At 65.3% G+C, this 13813-nt stretch carries 12 protein-coding genes; 4 read left to right on the top strand and 8 right to left on the bottom strand.

Going from position 1 to position 13813, the window contains the following annotated elements; translation table 11 throughout:
• Positions 1-88: 88 nt before the first annotated feature.
• Positions 89-1897, bottom strand: a complete 1809-nt coding sequence (locus tag CXX84_RS13825; RefSeq protein WP_102977290.1) for an AMP-dependent synthetase/ligase — start codon at positions 1895-1897, stop codon at positions 89-91.
• Between the two features lie 188 nt (positions 1898-2085).
• Here CXX84_RS13825 and CXX84_RS13820 point away from each other — a divergent pair, with 188 nt between their 5' ends.
• Complete coding sequence (locus CXX84_RS13820; protein ID WP_102977289.1) at positions 2086-3180, top strand: ROK family glucokinase; 1095 nt, start codon at positions 2086-2088, stop codon at positions 3178-3180.
• Between the two features lie 102 nt (positions 3181-3282).
• On the opposite strand, the gene CXX84_RS13815 is transcribed toward CXX84_RS13820, so the two are convergent.
• From CXX84_RS13815 to CXX84_RS13805, 3 genes are read right to left on the bottom strand one after another with little or no spacing between them, the layout of a single operon-like run.
• Positions 3283-3846: a hypothetical protein gene (locus tag CXX84_RS13815; RefSeq protein ID WP_102977288.1), complete on the bottom strand. Its 564-nt coding sequence runs from the start codon at positions 3844-3846 to the stop codon at positions 3283-3285.
• The gene (locus tag CXX84_RS13810) at positions 3833-4657 is read right to left on the bottom strand and encodes an alpha/beta hydrolase (RefSeq protein ID WP_102977287.1); all 825 of its coding nucleotides are present in this window, start codon (positions 4655-4657) and stop codon (positions 3833-3835) included. The genes CXX84_RS13815 and CXX84_RS13810 overlap by 14 nt, the downstream gene beginning before the upstream one ends.
• A complete protein-coding gene (locus CXX84_RS13805) occupies positions 4654-5442 on the bottom strand; it encodes an alpha/beta hydrolase (RefSeq protein WP_102977286.1) in 789 nt (262 codons plus the stop codon). Before CXX84_RS13805 ends, CXX84_RS13810 begins: the two co-directional genes overlap by 4 nt.
• Positions 5443-5553: 111 nt before the next feature.
• On the opposite strand from CXX84_RS13805, the gene CXX84_RS13800 reads away from it, so the two are divergent.
• Positions 5554-6387 carry a lysophospholipid acyltransferase family protein gene (locus CXX84_RS13800; protein ID WP_102977285.1) on the top strand — a complete coding sequence of 278 codons (834 nt, stop codon included), beginning with the start codon at positions 5554-5556 and terminating at the stop codon, positions 6385-6387.
• A 76-nt stretch (positions 6388-6463) separates the two neighbouring features.
• The gene (locus tag CXX84_RS13795; protein ID WP_189337596.1) at positions 6464-7855 is read left to right on the top strand and encodes a class II 3-deoxy-7-phosphoheptulonate synthase; all 1392 of its coding nucleotides are present in this window, start codon (positions 6464-6466) and stop codon (positions 7853-7855) included.
• 41 nt (positions 7856-7896) lie between these two features.
• On the opposite strand, the gene CXX84_RS13790 is transcribed toward CXX84_RS13795, so the two are convergent.
• Positions 7897-10065, bottom strand: coding sequence for a Stk1 family PASTA domain-containing Ser/Thr kinase (locus tag CXX84_RS13790; RefSeq protein WP_102977283.1), 2169 nt, complete (start codon positions 10063-10065; stop codon positions 7897-7899).
• Between the two features lie 114 nt (positions 10066-10179).
• On the bottom strand, positions 10180-11541 hold the full coding sequence (locus CXX84_RS13785; protein ID WP_102977282.1) for a lytic transglycosylase domain-containing protein: 1362 nt from the start codon (positions 11539-11541) through the stop codon (positions 10180-10182).
• Positions 11542-11783: 242 nt separating this feature from the next.
• On the opposite strand from CXX84_RS13785, the gene CXX84_RS13780 reads away from it, so the two are divergent.
• Positions 11784-12137 carry an Rv2175c family DNA-binding protein gene (locus tag CXX84_RS13780; RefSeq protein ID WP_188813264.1) on the top strand — a complete coding sequence of 118 codons (354 nt, stop codon included), beginning with the start codon at positions 11784-11786 and terminating at the stop codon, positions 12135-12137.
• Between the two features lie 42 nt (positions 12138-12179).
• On the opposite strand, the gene CXX84_RS13775 is transcribed toward CXX84_RS13780, so the two are convergent.
• Both CXX84_RS13775 and CXX84_RS13770 read right to left on the bottom strand, forming a co-directional pair.
• Entirely contained in the window at positions 12180-13274 is a 1095-nt protein-coding gene (locus CXX84_RS13775) for a polyprenyl synthetase family protein (protein WP_102977280.1), read from the bottom strand.
• Positions 13271-13798: a hypothetical protein gene (locus CXX84_RS13770; RefSeq protein WP_102977279.1), complete on the bottom strand. Its 528-nt coding sequence runs from the start codon at positions 13796-13798 to the stop codon at positions 13271-13273. The genes CXX84_RS13775 and CXX84_RS13770 overlap by 4 nt, the downstream gene beginning before the upstream one ends.
• Positions 13799-13813 lie beyond the last annotated feature (15 nt).

Genomic DNA, 13813 nt, shown 5'->3' with positions numbered 1-13813 from the left:
CCCGCTGAGGCCGCTTCGCGGCGAGCGGGGGCGCGGGGCCCCTTTTACGCACGCTGCCGGACCGGGCCCTGCCTCTTAGTGTTGCCTGTTACGAACGCGGCGCGGAGTACATCTCTTCGATGACGGTCTCGAAGTCCTTCATGACCTGGGCACGCTTAACCTTCATGGAGGGCGTCAAGTGCCCTGATGCTTCCGTGAAGTCGGCCGGGACTATCCGGAAGGACTTAATGGCTTCGGCCTGTGAGACCGACGCGTTGGCCGCTGTGATGAGGTCCTGGACGGCCGCCTTGACCACGGGGTTGTGCGCGGCGTCGTCCAGGGAGGTGTCCGCGGGGAGGTTGTGGCGCTGCAGCCAGCCGGGCAGGGCTTCCTGGTCCAGGGTGACCAGCGCGCCGATGAACGGCCGGTTGTCGCCGACCACCAGCACCTGCGACACCAGCGCATCGGCCCGGATCTGGTCTTCCAGCAGTGCCGGAATGACATTCTTGCCGCCGGCGGTGACGATGATCTCCTTCTTGCGCCCGGTGATCCATACAAAGCCGTCCTCGTCCAGGCGGCCGATGTCGCCGGTGCGGAACCAGCCGTCGTCGAACGTCTCCTTGGTGAGGTCGGGGCGCTGGTAGTAGCCGCGCATGACGCAGACGCCCTTGGCCAGGATTTCCCCGTCCTCGGCGATCTTGACCGAGTTGCCGGGCAGCGGCTTTCCAACGGATCCGATCTTGATCAGCGACGGCGTGTTCACGGAGATGGGGGCGGTGGTTTCGGTGAGGCCGTAGCCTTCGAGCACCTGCAGCCCGATGCCCTGGAAGAAGTGCCCCAGCCGTTCGCCCAGGGGACCCCCACCGGAGACGGCGTGGGCAACGTGGCCGCCCATCGCGGCCCGCAGCTTGCCGTAGACCAGTTTGTCGAACAAGGCGTGGCGGAGCTTCAGGCCCAGGCCAACGCGGCCTTCCTGCCGGGCCTTGGAGTAGGCGATGGCGGTATCGGCCGCCTTGTGGAAGATCGCTCCCTTTCCGCCGTCCTCCGCCTTGGTCAGCGCAGAGTTGTACACCTTTTCGAATACACGGGGCACGGCCAGGATGAACGTGGGCTCATAGCTCTGCAGGTCTGCCAGGAGGTTCTTGATGTCCGGCGTGTGGGCCACTGTGGTGCCGGCCGCCATGGCCAGCACGGAGATGAAGCGCGCAAAGACGTGTGCCAGGGGCAGGAACATGATCGTCTTGGCGTCCTCGTGGACGATCTCGCCGATGATGGCCAGCGCATTGTCCGAGAGCTCCACGAAGTTTCCGTGCGTGAGTTCGCAGCCCTTGGGCCTGCCGGTGGTGCCGGAGGTATAGATGATGGTGGCGGTATCGCCCAGCCGGGCGGTCTTCCTGCGGGCCTCAAGATCGTCGTCGCTGACGTCCCGGCCGGCCTCACGGAGGGCATCAAGTCCGTTGCCTTCCAGCTGCCACACGTGCTGGAGCGACGTCAGCGCTTCCGCCGTCACCGCCTGGCGGATGACGTCCTCGTGGTGTGCCGCCTCGCCGAAGGCGGCCACAGCGCCTGAGTCGCCCAGGTTCCATGCCACCTGCGAAGGCGAGGACGTTTCGTAGATCGGGACGGAAACGGCTCCGGCGAACCAGATGGCGAAATCCACCAGGGACCATTCATAACGGGTCCGGGACATGATGCCCACACGGTCACCGGCGGCTACACCGCTGGCCATCAGTCCCTTGGCCAGCGCCCTGACGTCGGCGAGGAAATCCGTGGCGGAAATATCCTGCCAGGTTCCGGAAGCATCGAGGCGCGAAAAGAGTGCCGGGTTGCTGGCCTTGGCTGCCTGCCGCAGCACCAGATCGGTGATGTTGGTTTCCGGTGGGACAACAACAAGAGGCGGAACACTGAATTCGCGCACTATAGCTCCTTTGATATCCGAGGTCCCGCACAGGGGTATGCCTAAAGACTAGTACGCCGAATGCGGGCCCATGCAGTATCTAAAGTTACTGGCCGGTAACTTTGCCGTCAACGGGCCTGCGACATGCAGGGGGCATCTCCGCGCCTCGGTACGCCGCAGTGGAATGGGCGCACCTAGAATGGGGGATTATGTACGTACCGCCCCCCGGCGACCAGTCCGGGCCCCTGAGCAGACCTGCGCCGTGGAGGCGGCGGCCCACCTCCCACCGGGCAAGGACACGGCACGACGGCGGGGGCTTTCGTGAGCACCTGCGCCTCGGCCGCAAGGGCCTCGCCATCGGCATCGACATCGGCGGCACCAAGGTGGCTGCCGGAGTGGTGGATGCAGACGGCCGCATCCTCAGCGAGGCGCGGCGGGCCACGCCGGGCAGTGACCCGCGGGCGGTGGAGCGGGTCATCGTCGAGCTCGTGGAGGAACTGGGCAGGGGGCACCGGATCTGGTCCGTGGGTATTGGCGCGGCCGGGTGGATGGACCTCGACGGCGGCACGGTGCTTTTCAGCCCGCACCTCGCCTGGCGCAACGAGCCCCTGAGGGCAAACCTGCAGCAGCTCCTCCGCCGGCCGGTACTCCTTGCCAACGACGCCGACGCCGCGGCATGGGCTGAATGGCGCTTTGGTGCCGGGCAGGGGGAAGACCGGCTGGTCTGTATCACCCTGGGTACCGGCATAGGAGGTGCCATGGTGATGGACGGCAGGGTTGAGCGCGGCCGGTTTGGCGTGGCCGGGGAGTTTGGACACCAGATCATCATGCCTGGCGGGCACCGGTGCGAATGCGGCAACCGCGGCTGCTGGGAGCAGTACGCATCCGGGAATGCCCTGGGACGCGAAGCGCGGATACTGGCGCGGGCGAACTCTCCGGTGGCGCAGGACCTCCTTGCAGCCGTCGGCGGACGCACCGAAGCAATCACAGGTGCCATCGTGACCGAGCTCGCCCTTGCCGGTGACGCAGCCTCGCGGGAGCTGGTCGAAGAAGTGGGGGAGTGGCTGGGACTGGGGCTGGCCAACCTGGCAGCGGCGCTGGATCCCGGGCTTTTCGTCATCGGCGGTGGCCTGTGCTCAGCCGGCGACCTGCTGGTGGAGCCTGCCCGCAAGGCCTTCGCACGCAACCTGACCGGCCGCGGTTTCAGGCCGGCCGCCGGGATCCAGCTGGCCGCGCTGGGACCCAATGCCGGACTTATCGGAGCAGCCGACCTGTCCCGGGTCAGCAGCCGTGCGCGCCGCTGACGAAGCACCATGACGACGCACGCGGTGTCACTGCGCCGCGGTGTCGACGCGCCCGAGGCGGACGCTGGCCGCTGACGCGCAGCTGATGGGGGAGCGGCCGCGCTAAACGCGCGCGCCGTCGTCGTTCTCGTCTTTTTCCTGCGGAAGCTTCATGATCAGGAAGACAGTTCCGAGCACGAACACAGCCACGATTCCCACGATGGCCAGCAGGGGCGCGGAGCGCCAGAACATCACGGACAGCAGCAGCGCCACGGGTCCGCCGACGGCGGCGAGCCAAGCAAGCATGGTCAGTGGATCCGTTCCGGCCAGGCTGGGCGGTTCCTCCGGTACGAACGCGCCGTCGTCCAGGTCCACCTCATAATCGCGGGGCCCGGCAGGGACATCTTGTCCCGCCTCGGGGGCTGCGGCCCCAGCTGAGGCCTGCCGCTCTGCGGCGGACAATTCGGCGGGTGCAGCCCCGGCAAGGCCAAGGGGATCAAAGTCCCGGAAGGCAGGAGGACGGCCGCCGGATCCCGTTGCGTCATGGCGCAGTCCCGTCCCCGGTCGGGTATCAGCGGCAGTGCCGGCAGCGGGCGCATCCGATTCAAGTCTGGCGACCAGGTCCAGCCAGACGGCGTCATCCTGGTTCGCGCCGTGGTCCTGCGAGCCGGAGTCAGGCCTGTTCATGGATCGCAGCCTCCAGGTGTGGTTCCGCACTTGCGGCCCTTGGGCGTTCGGGGCTCATACCGGAGGTCACGCGGTGGATAAATTCCACGGAGCCATGGAAAATCCGGTCGGCGTCGTTGTCCAGGGTGGCCACGTGGTAGCTGTTTTCAAGGGGGACCAGGTCCAGCGGTGCGTGGGTAAGCCCGCGCCGGAGCGCCAGGATGCTGGAGTCCGATACGACGTGGTCAACAGTGGACCGGAAGACCTGCACGGGAGCGGTCACCCTTGGCAGGATCCTGATGGTGTCCTTGAACAGCTTGTTCAGTTCATGGGCGGCCGCCACTGGAGTTCGGGGATATGCTCCTTCGACCATGCCTTCCTTAAGGATGTCGTTGCCGATTGATGGAGTACTTCTCATCACCAGCTTCAGGATGCCGGCGAGGGGTGCGCGGGGATCGTCGATCACCAGGCCCGGGTTCACCAGGACCACCCCGGCCACAGGCCGGGTTGCCGCGATACGCAGGGCGAGCGCTCCTCCCATGCTCAATCCTGCCGAAAAAACGTAGTCGCAGTCAGCATCCAGTTCCAGGTACGCGTCGTCCAGGGCACCGTGCCACTGCTGCCACCGCGTGCGGGCGAGTTCCTGCCAGCTGGTGCCATGTCCGGGCAGCAGCGGCATGCGTACGGCGAAACCGGCGCCGGCCAGGGCCTGCGCCCAGGCACGCAGCCCGTGCGGACTGCCGGTGAACCCATGCGACAGGACCACGCCGATGCGGGCTCCTTCGCCGGTGCAGCCGCTGCTGAAGGGGCTGTGGTCCAGGCTGGAGGTCATGGAGTCTCCAATGCGGTGTTCTGGCGGGCGAGGGCGTGGAAGAAATCACTGGACTTCGCAAAGATCTCCGGCGCGTCCACGTCCAGCGTAGCGACATGTCCGCTGGCGTGGAGATCAACCACTTCCGTGAGGTGCCTGCCGAGGCCTTTCCGGAGCAGCGCCAGGGACGTCGGCGGAACCACGGAGTCGGTGCGCGATTTGAAGACCTGGACAGGTGCCGTGACCTTGGTCAGGCCGCGGGCGGCAGCACCAAAGAGCTTCTTGAGCTCATGCACAGCCGAGAGGGGAGTCCGTGAATAATCCCCATCATTGGTGACTGCTGCCGTGGCCTGCTCCTCTTCAAGAGGGAGGGTTGTCTGTTGGAAGTACTTCAGCAGGCCAATCACCCGGACCCTCCGGTCGTAGAAGCTCAGGCCAGGATTGACCACCGACACCCCGGCGACGTTGTGCCTGGACGCTGTCAGCAGCGCGATGGCGCCGCCCATTGAGAGGCCTGCCACAAAGCACGTCTCCGTGCTCCTCCCAAGCTCCAGGTAGGCGTCCTCGAAGGTGCGGTACCAGTCGCTCCAGCGCGTCCTGGCCAGATGCCGCCAGTCCGTACCATGACCGGGCAACAAGGGAACAGTGACCGCGTAACCCTGCGAGGCAAGGTGCTCCGCCCATGGCAGCACGCTCAGGGGACTGCCGGTAAAGCCGTGGCAGATTGCCACGCCAATCCTGGCATTCGGCCCGTGGCCCGGATAGCTGAAAGCGGCAGGAGGGGACGGGATGCTGCTTTCGCTCATGCGTCCATCGTGTCACTGTTCCGCACAAATCTCACTAGAGTAGGGTTGCATTGAACTGCCGGCCGGGCCCGATGCCGGGTTTGCAGGCCGCCTTCCGGAGAGGTTTCTCACGTGTTCTATTGGGTCATGAAGCGGATTTTCCTCGGTCCTGTGTTGAAGCTTCTTTTCCGCCCCTGGGTGAAGGGCCTGGACAATATCCCGGCTGAAGGCGCAGCCATTATTGCCTCAAACCACCTCTCGTTCTCCGACTCGATCTTTATGCCGTTGATGGTTCGCAGGCCCGTGGTGTTCCTGGCGAAGTCGGAGTACTTCACCGGTACCGGCATCAAAGGCAGGCTGACGGCCCTGTTTTTTCGCCTGACCAACCAGTTGCCCATGGACCGGTCCGGGGGAGCTGCCTCTGCCGCCTCCTTGACTGCCGGCATGGAGGTCCTCACGCATGGCGGACTGCTGGGTATCTATCCTGAGGGCACGCGGAGTCCGGACGCCAGGCTGTACCGGGGCAAAGTGGGCGTAGCCAGGCTTGCCCTGCAGGCTGGAGTCCCGGTGATACCTGTTGCCATGATCGGCACAGACAAGGTGCAGCCCATCGGTAAGCGGATGCCGAACATCCGGAGGATCGGCATGATTTTTGGCGAGCCGCTGGACTTCAGCCACTACCGTGACCAGGCGGAGGACCGTGACGTCCAACGGAAGGTCACGGACCAGATCATGTTCGAGCTGATGCGGCTCTCCGGGCAGGAATACGTGGACGAATACGCCGCCGTGGTCAAGCTTCGGCTCGCAGGCAAGGGCGCCGTGCCGGCGGAAGCTGCCGGGCCGGTAGCGTCTCCGGTGCCTGACGAGGGGCCTGCCAAGGATCCGCTGCCCGGTGCAGGATCGGGCGGGCGCGAGGGCACCGCGGCGAAAGTGGAGGACGACGGCGGGATAGCCGCGGCAGGCTGAACGGGTTATGACGCGGCAGGCAGGATGCGTGACGGTGCGGTGTCCCCGGGAGCGGCGCGACCGCTAGTCTTAGATAGTGACTGAGCTATCTGCAAAACCCGCCTTCTCGCTGTCCAGCACCGCCCAGAGCGGAGCAGCCGACTATCCCGGACTTGATGACTGGCGGGACCTCCCCATCTCCCAGCAGCCAAGCTGGCAGGACCGGGACGTGTTTGATGCATCGGTGAAGGAGCTTTCTGTTCTTCCTCCGCTGGTGTTCGCCGGTGAGGTGGACATCCTGCGCGAGCGGCTGGCCGCCGCTGCCCAGGGCAAGGCCTTCCTGCTGCAGGGCGGTGACTGTGCCGAGACCTTCGAGGCCGCCACGGCGGACAAGATCAGCGCCCGCGTCAAGACCATCCTCCAGATGGCCGTGGTGCTCACCTACGGTGCTGCAATGCCCGTCATCAAGATGGGCCGGATGGCGGGACAGTTCGCCAAGCCCCGCTCGTCAAACGACGAGACGCGGGACGGTGTCACCCTGCCTGCCTACCGCGGCGACATCGTCAACGGTTACGACTTCACTCCCGAGTCCCGCGGCCACGACGCCGCCCGCATGCTCCGTGCCTATCACACGTCCGCGTCAACACTGAACCTGATCCGTGCCTTTACCCAGGGCGGATTCGCGGACCTGCGCTCCGTGCACCAGTGGAACAAGGGCTTCACCGAGAACCCGGCCCATGCACGCTATGAGTCCCTGGCCCGTGACATCGACCGTGCCATCCAGTTCATGGCTTCCTGCGGCGCCGACTTCGAGGCCCTGAAGCGCGTTGAATTTTTCGCCAGCCACGAGGCCCTGCTGCTGGACTACGAACGCGCCCTGACCCGCATCGATTCGCGCACCGGCTTCCCGTACGACACTTCGGCCCACTTCCTCTGGATCGGGGAGCGGACCCGGGAGCTGGACCACGCACACGTCGACTTCCTGTCGCGGGTGCGGAACCCCATTGGCGTCAAGCTCGGACCCTCCACTACCGGTGACGACGCACTCCGCCTGATCGACAAGCTGGACCCGGAGCGGGAGCCCGGCCGGTTGACCTTTATCACCCGCATGGGTGCAGGGAACATCCGCGAGAAGCTGCCCGCCGTCGTCGAAAAGGTCACCGCTTCCGGCGCGCAGGTGCTGTGGGTAACAGACCCTATGCATGGGAACACCGTGACGTCGCCCAACGGCTACAAGACGCGCAATTTCGACGACGTCATCGACGAAGTGCGCGGCTTCTTCGAAGTTCACCACGCACTGGGGACAGTACCGGGCGGGCTGCACGTGGAAATGACCGGAGACGACGTTGCCGAGTGCCTGGGCGGCGCTGATCCCGTTGACCAGGACGCCTTCCTGGACCGCTACGAGTCCGTGTGCGACCCCCGGCTGAACCACATGCAGTCCCTGGAAATGGCCTTCCTGGTGGCAGGCGCCCTGGCCCGCCGCTGATCCCGGAAATAAGGCCCGCAGTGGTGTAGGCGGACGCCCGCTTACACCACTGTCAGGGTGATCACCGAGCCTTCGGGAACCTCCCTGTTGACCGGATCCTGGTCCCGGACCGTTCCGAAGAAGCCGCCCAGGATGTTGTTCACCCGAACCTGGAAGCCCAGGCTTTCCAACGCTTTCCGCGCGTCCGCAGCCTGTTTGCCGATGTAGCTGGGGACCTCCACCATCCGGGGTCCCTTGGAGATGGTCAGCGTGACGGTGTCGCCACGGATGAGTGTCCCGGTTGCCGGCGCCTGGCCTGCCACCGCACCCTTCGGAACATCCCTGCTGAAGACTTCTTCGCGTGCCACCTCCGCCAGGAAGCCGGCGGCCTCGATGGCGTCAACAGCGTCATCCCTGTCCTGGCCCACCACGGACGGAACGGGAATGGGCTCCGGGCCCTTGGACACTGCCAGGCTGACGGGTGTGCCGTGCCGGACGGCTGTGCCGGCGGCCGGGTCCTGGGACAGGACCGTGCCGGCAGGTGCCTCTTCGTCAAACTGTTCCGTTACGGTGCCCAGGGCCATCTCAGCAGCGTTAAGGCTGTTCTTGGCCTCTGCCAGGGTGCCGCCGGCCAACTCCGGCAAAGGAAAAAGCTGGGGACCCTTGGACACAAAAAGGGACACGGGCTGGAACTTGCGGACTTCGGTGCCGGATGCGGGCTCGCTGCCCACCACCAGGCCGGACGGGACGTCATCGTCGAACACATCGCTGGTGACGGACCGGAAACCGGCCTCATCGAGCAGCTGCTGCGCCTGTGCCACTGTCTTGTTCGCTACGGAGGGAATGGCGGCAGCGGCGCCTGGGCCCATACCGAAGAACCACCCTGCGCCTGTTGCCAGCAGGGCCGCAAGAATAAGGACGATCACCCACAGGATGCCGCGGCGCCGGGGATTACCTTCATGCAGCGTCCGGGCCGGGGTGGCGGCAGCGCGGACCCGCGCCCGTTCGTCTTCCTTGTCCGCCTTGCGCTGTGCGCGCTTACCCAGGACGGCAGGCGGGGGACTCCACGTCTGGCCGGAGTCATCACCGGTGGGCGTGAGAGCGCGCCCGGTAACACTGGAACCAGGACCTGCAGACCGGACGGCTGAGGTGAAGCCGCCCTGGGAAGGTGGATAAGGAGGCGCCGCCGGCTTGCCGTAGGGCATGACCGTTGTTGGATTGTTGGTGCGGCCGATGACCTCCGTATGTTGGGGAACATATTCGGTGTCATCGAAGGCAGCGGGGCTTCGGCGCGGGGGAACATCCTGGAACGGGGCATGATCCTGGAACGGGGCATGGTAGTGGGACGTGCCGGCAGCGCCGCCGGCTGCAGCTGCGGGCGGGTGCAGATCCAGCTCGGCATCAGTGAGGTGGGTACGGATATGCCGCAATTCCTGGAGCAGTGCGTTTCCGTCAACTGGCCGGTTCTCGGGATCGTTCGACGTGCACCACTGCACCAGCTCGTCCACTTCGGCGGCCAGTCCCGGAACCAGGGCCGATGGCGGCCCGACGGTCCCGTTAACGTGCTGGTACGCAACCTGGATGGGAACGTCGCCGTCGAACGGCTGCTGTCCGGTGAGCATCTCGAACAGCATGATGCCCACTGAATAGATGTCGCTGCGCGCGTCCGCCGGTTTTCCCAGGACGAGTTCGGGCGAAAGGTAGGCAACCGTTCCGATCAGGGCGCCGGTGCTGGTGGCGGTGGTCACCGCACGTGCCAGGCCGAAATCGCCGATCTTGATCCGTCCGTCGTCAGAGATCAGCACATTCTCCGGCTTCACATCGCGATGGATGAAGCCTGCGGTGTGCGCAGCACCCAGTCCTTCAACTACCGGATCGATCAGCGCCAGGGCCAGGCGGGGTGGCAACGCGCCCTTGTCGTTGATGAGGTCGCGAAGCGTGTGGCCCTTGATGTATTCCATCACCAGGTAGGCCGTCCGGCCGTCGTTTCCCTGGTCGAGGACCCCCACTACGTGAGGATGGGACAACCGTGCTGCGGCCTTCGCCTCGCGCCCGAGCCTCCCCAGGAAGTTTTCGTCAGCCGAGAGGTGCGGGTGCAGCACCTTCAGTGCCACGTCCCGCTCCAGCCGCTGGTCCGTAGCCACATAGACCGTGGACATGCCACCCCGCGCGAGCTTGGACCTGACGGCGTACCGGTTGTCCACCAGCGTTCCTACCAGTGGGTCTGACATCTGTTCCTGCACCCTTCGATCCTAAGCCCCGCAACGAAACGGGCCCGAACCTTGCTGGTCCGGACCCGTGTCACTTTTCTTTCCGCCCATGGTGCGCAGGCGGGCGGCAGAAGCTCAGCCGAAGTTCTTCTGGTGCGCCTTGATGGCGGCGACGTAGGCCTTGGTGTCGTTGTACATGCCGTACTTACTGACGGAGTACTGGCCCTGGTAGTAGCCCGCGATCGCCGTGTCCCTGTCCTTGCTGGTTGCCAGCAGCTGGCGGATGATAGCCACGCCGGCCGTGGCATTGTCGTACGGATCCAGCAGGTTCAGCTTGCGCCCCACCAGGTCCGAGGCCCACTGGCCGGAGCTGGGGATGACCTGCATGGTCCCGATGGCATTCGCCGGAGAGACTGCCCGCTGGTCGAACCCGGATTCCTGGTGCGCAAACGCGAGGGCGAGGGAGGGCTCCACACCCATCCTGCGCGCAGCATCTGCCACTATATTCCGCATCTCGGCCCGGGAGGGAACGGGGGAAGCGTTGAGCAGGGCCTTGTTCTCGTTGGCAGAGCTGACAACAGCGGCGGGGTAGCTGAATCCCAGGAATGAGCTTGGGACCAGCGGAGCCACCGAGGCAGCCGGCTGCGGGGCTGCAGGCTGCCCGCCGGGCCCGGGGATGGCCAGCTTGTTGCCGGGGTAGATGATGCTGGACATGGACAGGCGGTTGGCGGACAGCAGTTCGGAAAGCTTGACCCCGTGCCGGGTGGCTATTGCGGACAGTGTGTCTCCGGCTTTGACTGTGTACGAGCCGGAAGCCGGCGCGGGGGCAGCCGGTGCGGATGTTGAGGCGAGGGGGGCCGGGGCGGGGGCCGGGGCAGCTCCTCCGGCGCCCACCTTGATCTTCTGCCCCGGGTGGATGATGGAGCGCATGCCGAGGTTGTTCCACGCGAATACGTCGGCCAGAGCCACGTTGTGCCGGGCTGCAATGGCGCCGAGGGTGTCACCGGGCTTTACCGTGTAGGTGGCTCCCGCTGGAGCGGCGGGCGCAGCCGGGGCGGCGGAGGGTGCTGCGGGGGCCGCAGCCGAACCTGAAAGCTTCAGCTTCTGTCCGGGATAAATGATCGTGTGCGGCTGCAGGTTGTTCAGCTTCAGTACTTCCGCTGTGCTGAGTCCGAATTTGCCCGCAATGGCACTGACGGTGTCGCCGCGGGAAACGGTGTATTCGGCAGGCGCCGCGGGCTGTGCCGGCTTGAAAGCTGTGGGGATGGCAGTGGATACCGATGACGCGGGAATGACGGTACCGGCTGATGCCGCTGCTGCCTGGGCTTTCATGGCAGCGACAAGCGTGCCCGGGATGGCACGGACGGGCTGCTCAGCGGCGGCGGGCTGGGCAAGTGCCAAGGATGACAATACGACCGCTGGCAGCGCTGCCGTTGTAGCGGCGAGCATGGGCAGGCTCGTCTTGTTGGGCTGCTTGTGCGAGCGGGACATCGTCATGGAAAGAATCCTCTTCTCAACTGCGGGCGCGGGCGGAAATGCCGCTGTTAATTCTGATACTACTGTTGCTCATGTTAATAATGTTACAAATGTGGTCAAAGAGAATCTCTCACGGATTTGGGATTAGCACAAGAAATCCGGGAATGCCCGCAAGGAAGAAATTCCGGAGTGTCCGCAGGTCAGCCGGTGTGCCTGACAGCATCGACTAGGCGCCAGGGCGCACAGCGTGGGAACCTTGATCCGTGAGTAATGTAGAAAACCTTGTGGGCGAGTGGCTGCCACTGCCCGACGTCGCACGTTTATTGGATGTTTCCATCACAAAGGTCCACAGCCTGCTTGATGAACGTGCCTTGGCGGCGCTGCGGGTGGGTGAACGCAGAATCAGGTCAGTGCCTGCCGAATTCATTCAGGACGGCCAGGTGGTGGACAGCCTCAAGGGGACCATTGTTGTCCTGTCCGACGCCGGCTACTCGGACGAGGACCTGATCGTTTGGCTCTTTACTCCCGACGAGTCGCTGCGCGGCCGCCCCATCGACGCACTGCGTGAAGGCCGCAAAACCGAGATCAGGCGCAGGGCCCAGACCCTCGCCTGGTAATTCCGTCCCGCGGCAATTCCGCTGGTCTGGGGTACAGCGACCCTAGGACGCCCTGCTGACAGCCGCTTCGGCCAGCCTCCGCAGGGCGGTTTTGGGCAGTTCGGCCAAGGGAAGGTCCTCGAGGGCGTCGAATGCAGCAGCGCCGAATTCGCTGATGAGGACCTCAGTGGCGGCCAGCGCTCCTGATTCCTCAATGATCCGCCGGAGCTCCGCAATGTCTTCGTCAGAGAGGTCCGGGCTGCCGAGGCGGGCGTCAATGTACGCCGCCTCGGCCGCCGAGGCCTGGTCTATGGCCAAGGCAACCAGCACGGTGCGTTTGCCTTCCCGGAGGTCGTCCCCGGCGGGTTTTCCTGTCGTCAGCGGATCGCCGAACACGCCCAGTACGTCATCGCGAAGCTGGAACGCTTCTCCAAGGGGCAGTGCGAAGGACGAATAGCCGCGCAGCAGCTCATCCGATGCGCCTGCCAGGGCGCCGCCCAGAGCCAGGGGATGCTCGGTGGAGTATTTGGCAGACTTGAAGCGGATGATGGACTGCGCACGCGAAACAGCGCCGGCACGGTCCCTGGCGGGCCCTGCAACTTCTTCCAGGATGTCCAGGTACTGTCCTGCCATTACTTCTGACCTCATGAGGTTGAAAATCAGCCTGGCCCTGCTTCCCGCTGCTGCCCGTTCGCCGATGTCCGTAAAGGCTTCCTCACTGAAGGAGAGGCAAAGGTCGCCAGCCAAAATGGCGGCCGCCTGGCCGAAGCGTTCGCTGTCCAGCGCCCAGCCCTGGGCCCCGTGAAGGTCGCTGAAGCGGCGGTGGACGCTTGGTCCGCCCCGCCTGGTGTCGGAACGGTCGATGATGTCGTCGTGGATTAAGGCAGCCGCCTGGAACAGCTCCAGGGCTGCTCCTGCCGCAACCGCCTGCCGGGCTGCAGGCTCTCCGCCGGCACCCCGCCAGCCCCAGTAGCACATCAACGCCCTGAGCCGCTTACCGCCGGTCACCAGATTGGAGATTGAACCCATGATGGGCTCGATGTCCGGCGAGATGGTGGACATGAGAACCTGGCGTGAGGACAGAAATCCCGTCAGTTCGCCGGCCACCGCCGCTACGAAATCCGCCTGTTCGTGCCTTAGCTGCTCGGCCGCCGTCACTTGGCGGACTCAGCTGGCACGTTGGCGCCGATAGTAAACGTGGCAACGCCCGCTGCTTCAACCAGCGAGAGGTTCACGGTCTCGTTGTCGCCCCGGACGAAGTCCTTGGAAGCCACTGCACCGACAGCCTCGCCCGGGACGGCCTTGAAGCCCTGGCCCTCGAGCGCCTTGGTGTAAAAATCGAGGACCGCAGCAGTTGGGGCAGCCACGGTGCCCACCAGGGCGGCAGTGGCGGGAGCCGAAGCCTTGTCGAAGCTGCTCGAGACCACGGTGGCTCCCGGCATGAGGGGAAGCAGCTGCTGGGGAAAGCCTTCCACCAGCGCGCCCACAGTGGCGGACGTGTTGGGTGAAGCGGAAGGGCTGGGGGACGCGGTAAGGCTTGTCGCCGCAGTTGCAGGAGCGGAGGCCGGGGTGGAAGGATCCGGGGTCGCTGACGGAGATGGACTGCAGGCAGCAAGGGCCAAGGCTGCGCCGGCAGCGAGAGCTGCCACGCCTGCCGGCCTAAGGTTTCCAAAAACCGTCACAGGGACTTTCCTCCT

The organism is Arthrobacter sp. AFG7.2 (assembly GCF_002892835.1).
Classification (GTDB): Bacteria; Actinomycetota; Actinomycetes; order Actinomycetales; family Micrococcaceae; genus Arthrobacter.
This window is presented reverse-complemented; position numbering and strand designations above follow the sequence as displayed.

Excerpts from the sequence above, each read along its gene's own strand:
- CXX84_RS13790 (WP_102977283.1), bottom strand. The coding sequence starts at position 10,065 with ATGTCAGACCCACTGGTAGGAACGCTGGTGGACAACCGGTACGCCGTC.
- CXX84_RS13820 (WP_102977289.1), top strand. The coding sequence starts at position 2,086 with ATGTACGTACCGCCCCCCGGCGACCAGTCCGGGCCCCTGAGCAGACCT.
- CXX84_RS13815 (WP_102977288.1), bottom strand. The coding sequence starts at position 3,846 with ATGAACAGGCCTGACTCCGGCTCGCAGGACCACGGCGCGAACCAGGAT.
- CXX84_RS13810 (WP_102977287.1), bottom strand. The coding sequence starts at position 4,657 with ATGACCTCCAGCCTGGACCACAGCCCCTTCAGCAGCGGCTGCACCGGC.
- CXX84_RS13785 (WP_102977282.1), bottom strand. The coding sequence starts at position 11,541 with ATGACGATGTCCCGCTCGCACAAGCAGCCCAACAAGACGAGCCTGCCC.
- CXX84_RS13805 (WP_102977286.1), bottom strand. The coding sequence starts at position 5,442 with ATGAGCGAAAGCAGCATCCCGTCCCCTCCTGCCGCTTTCAGCTATCCG.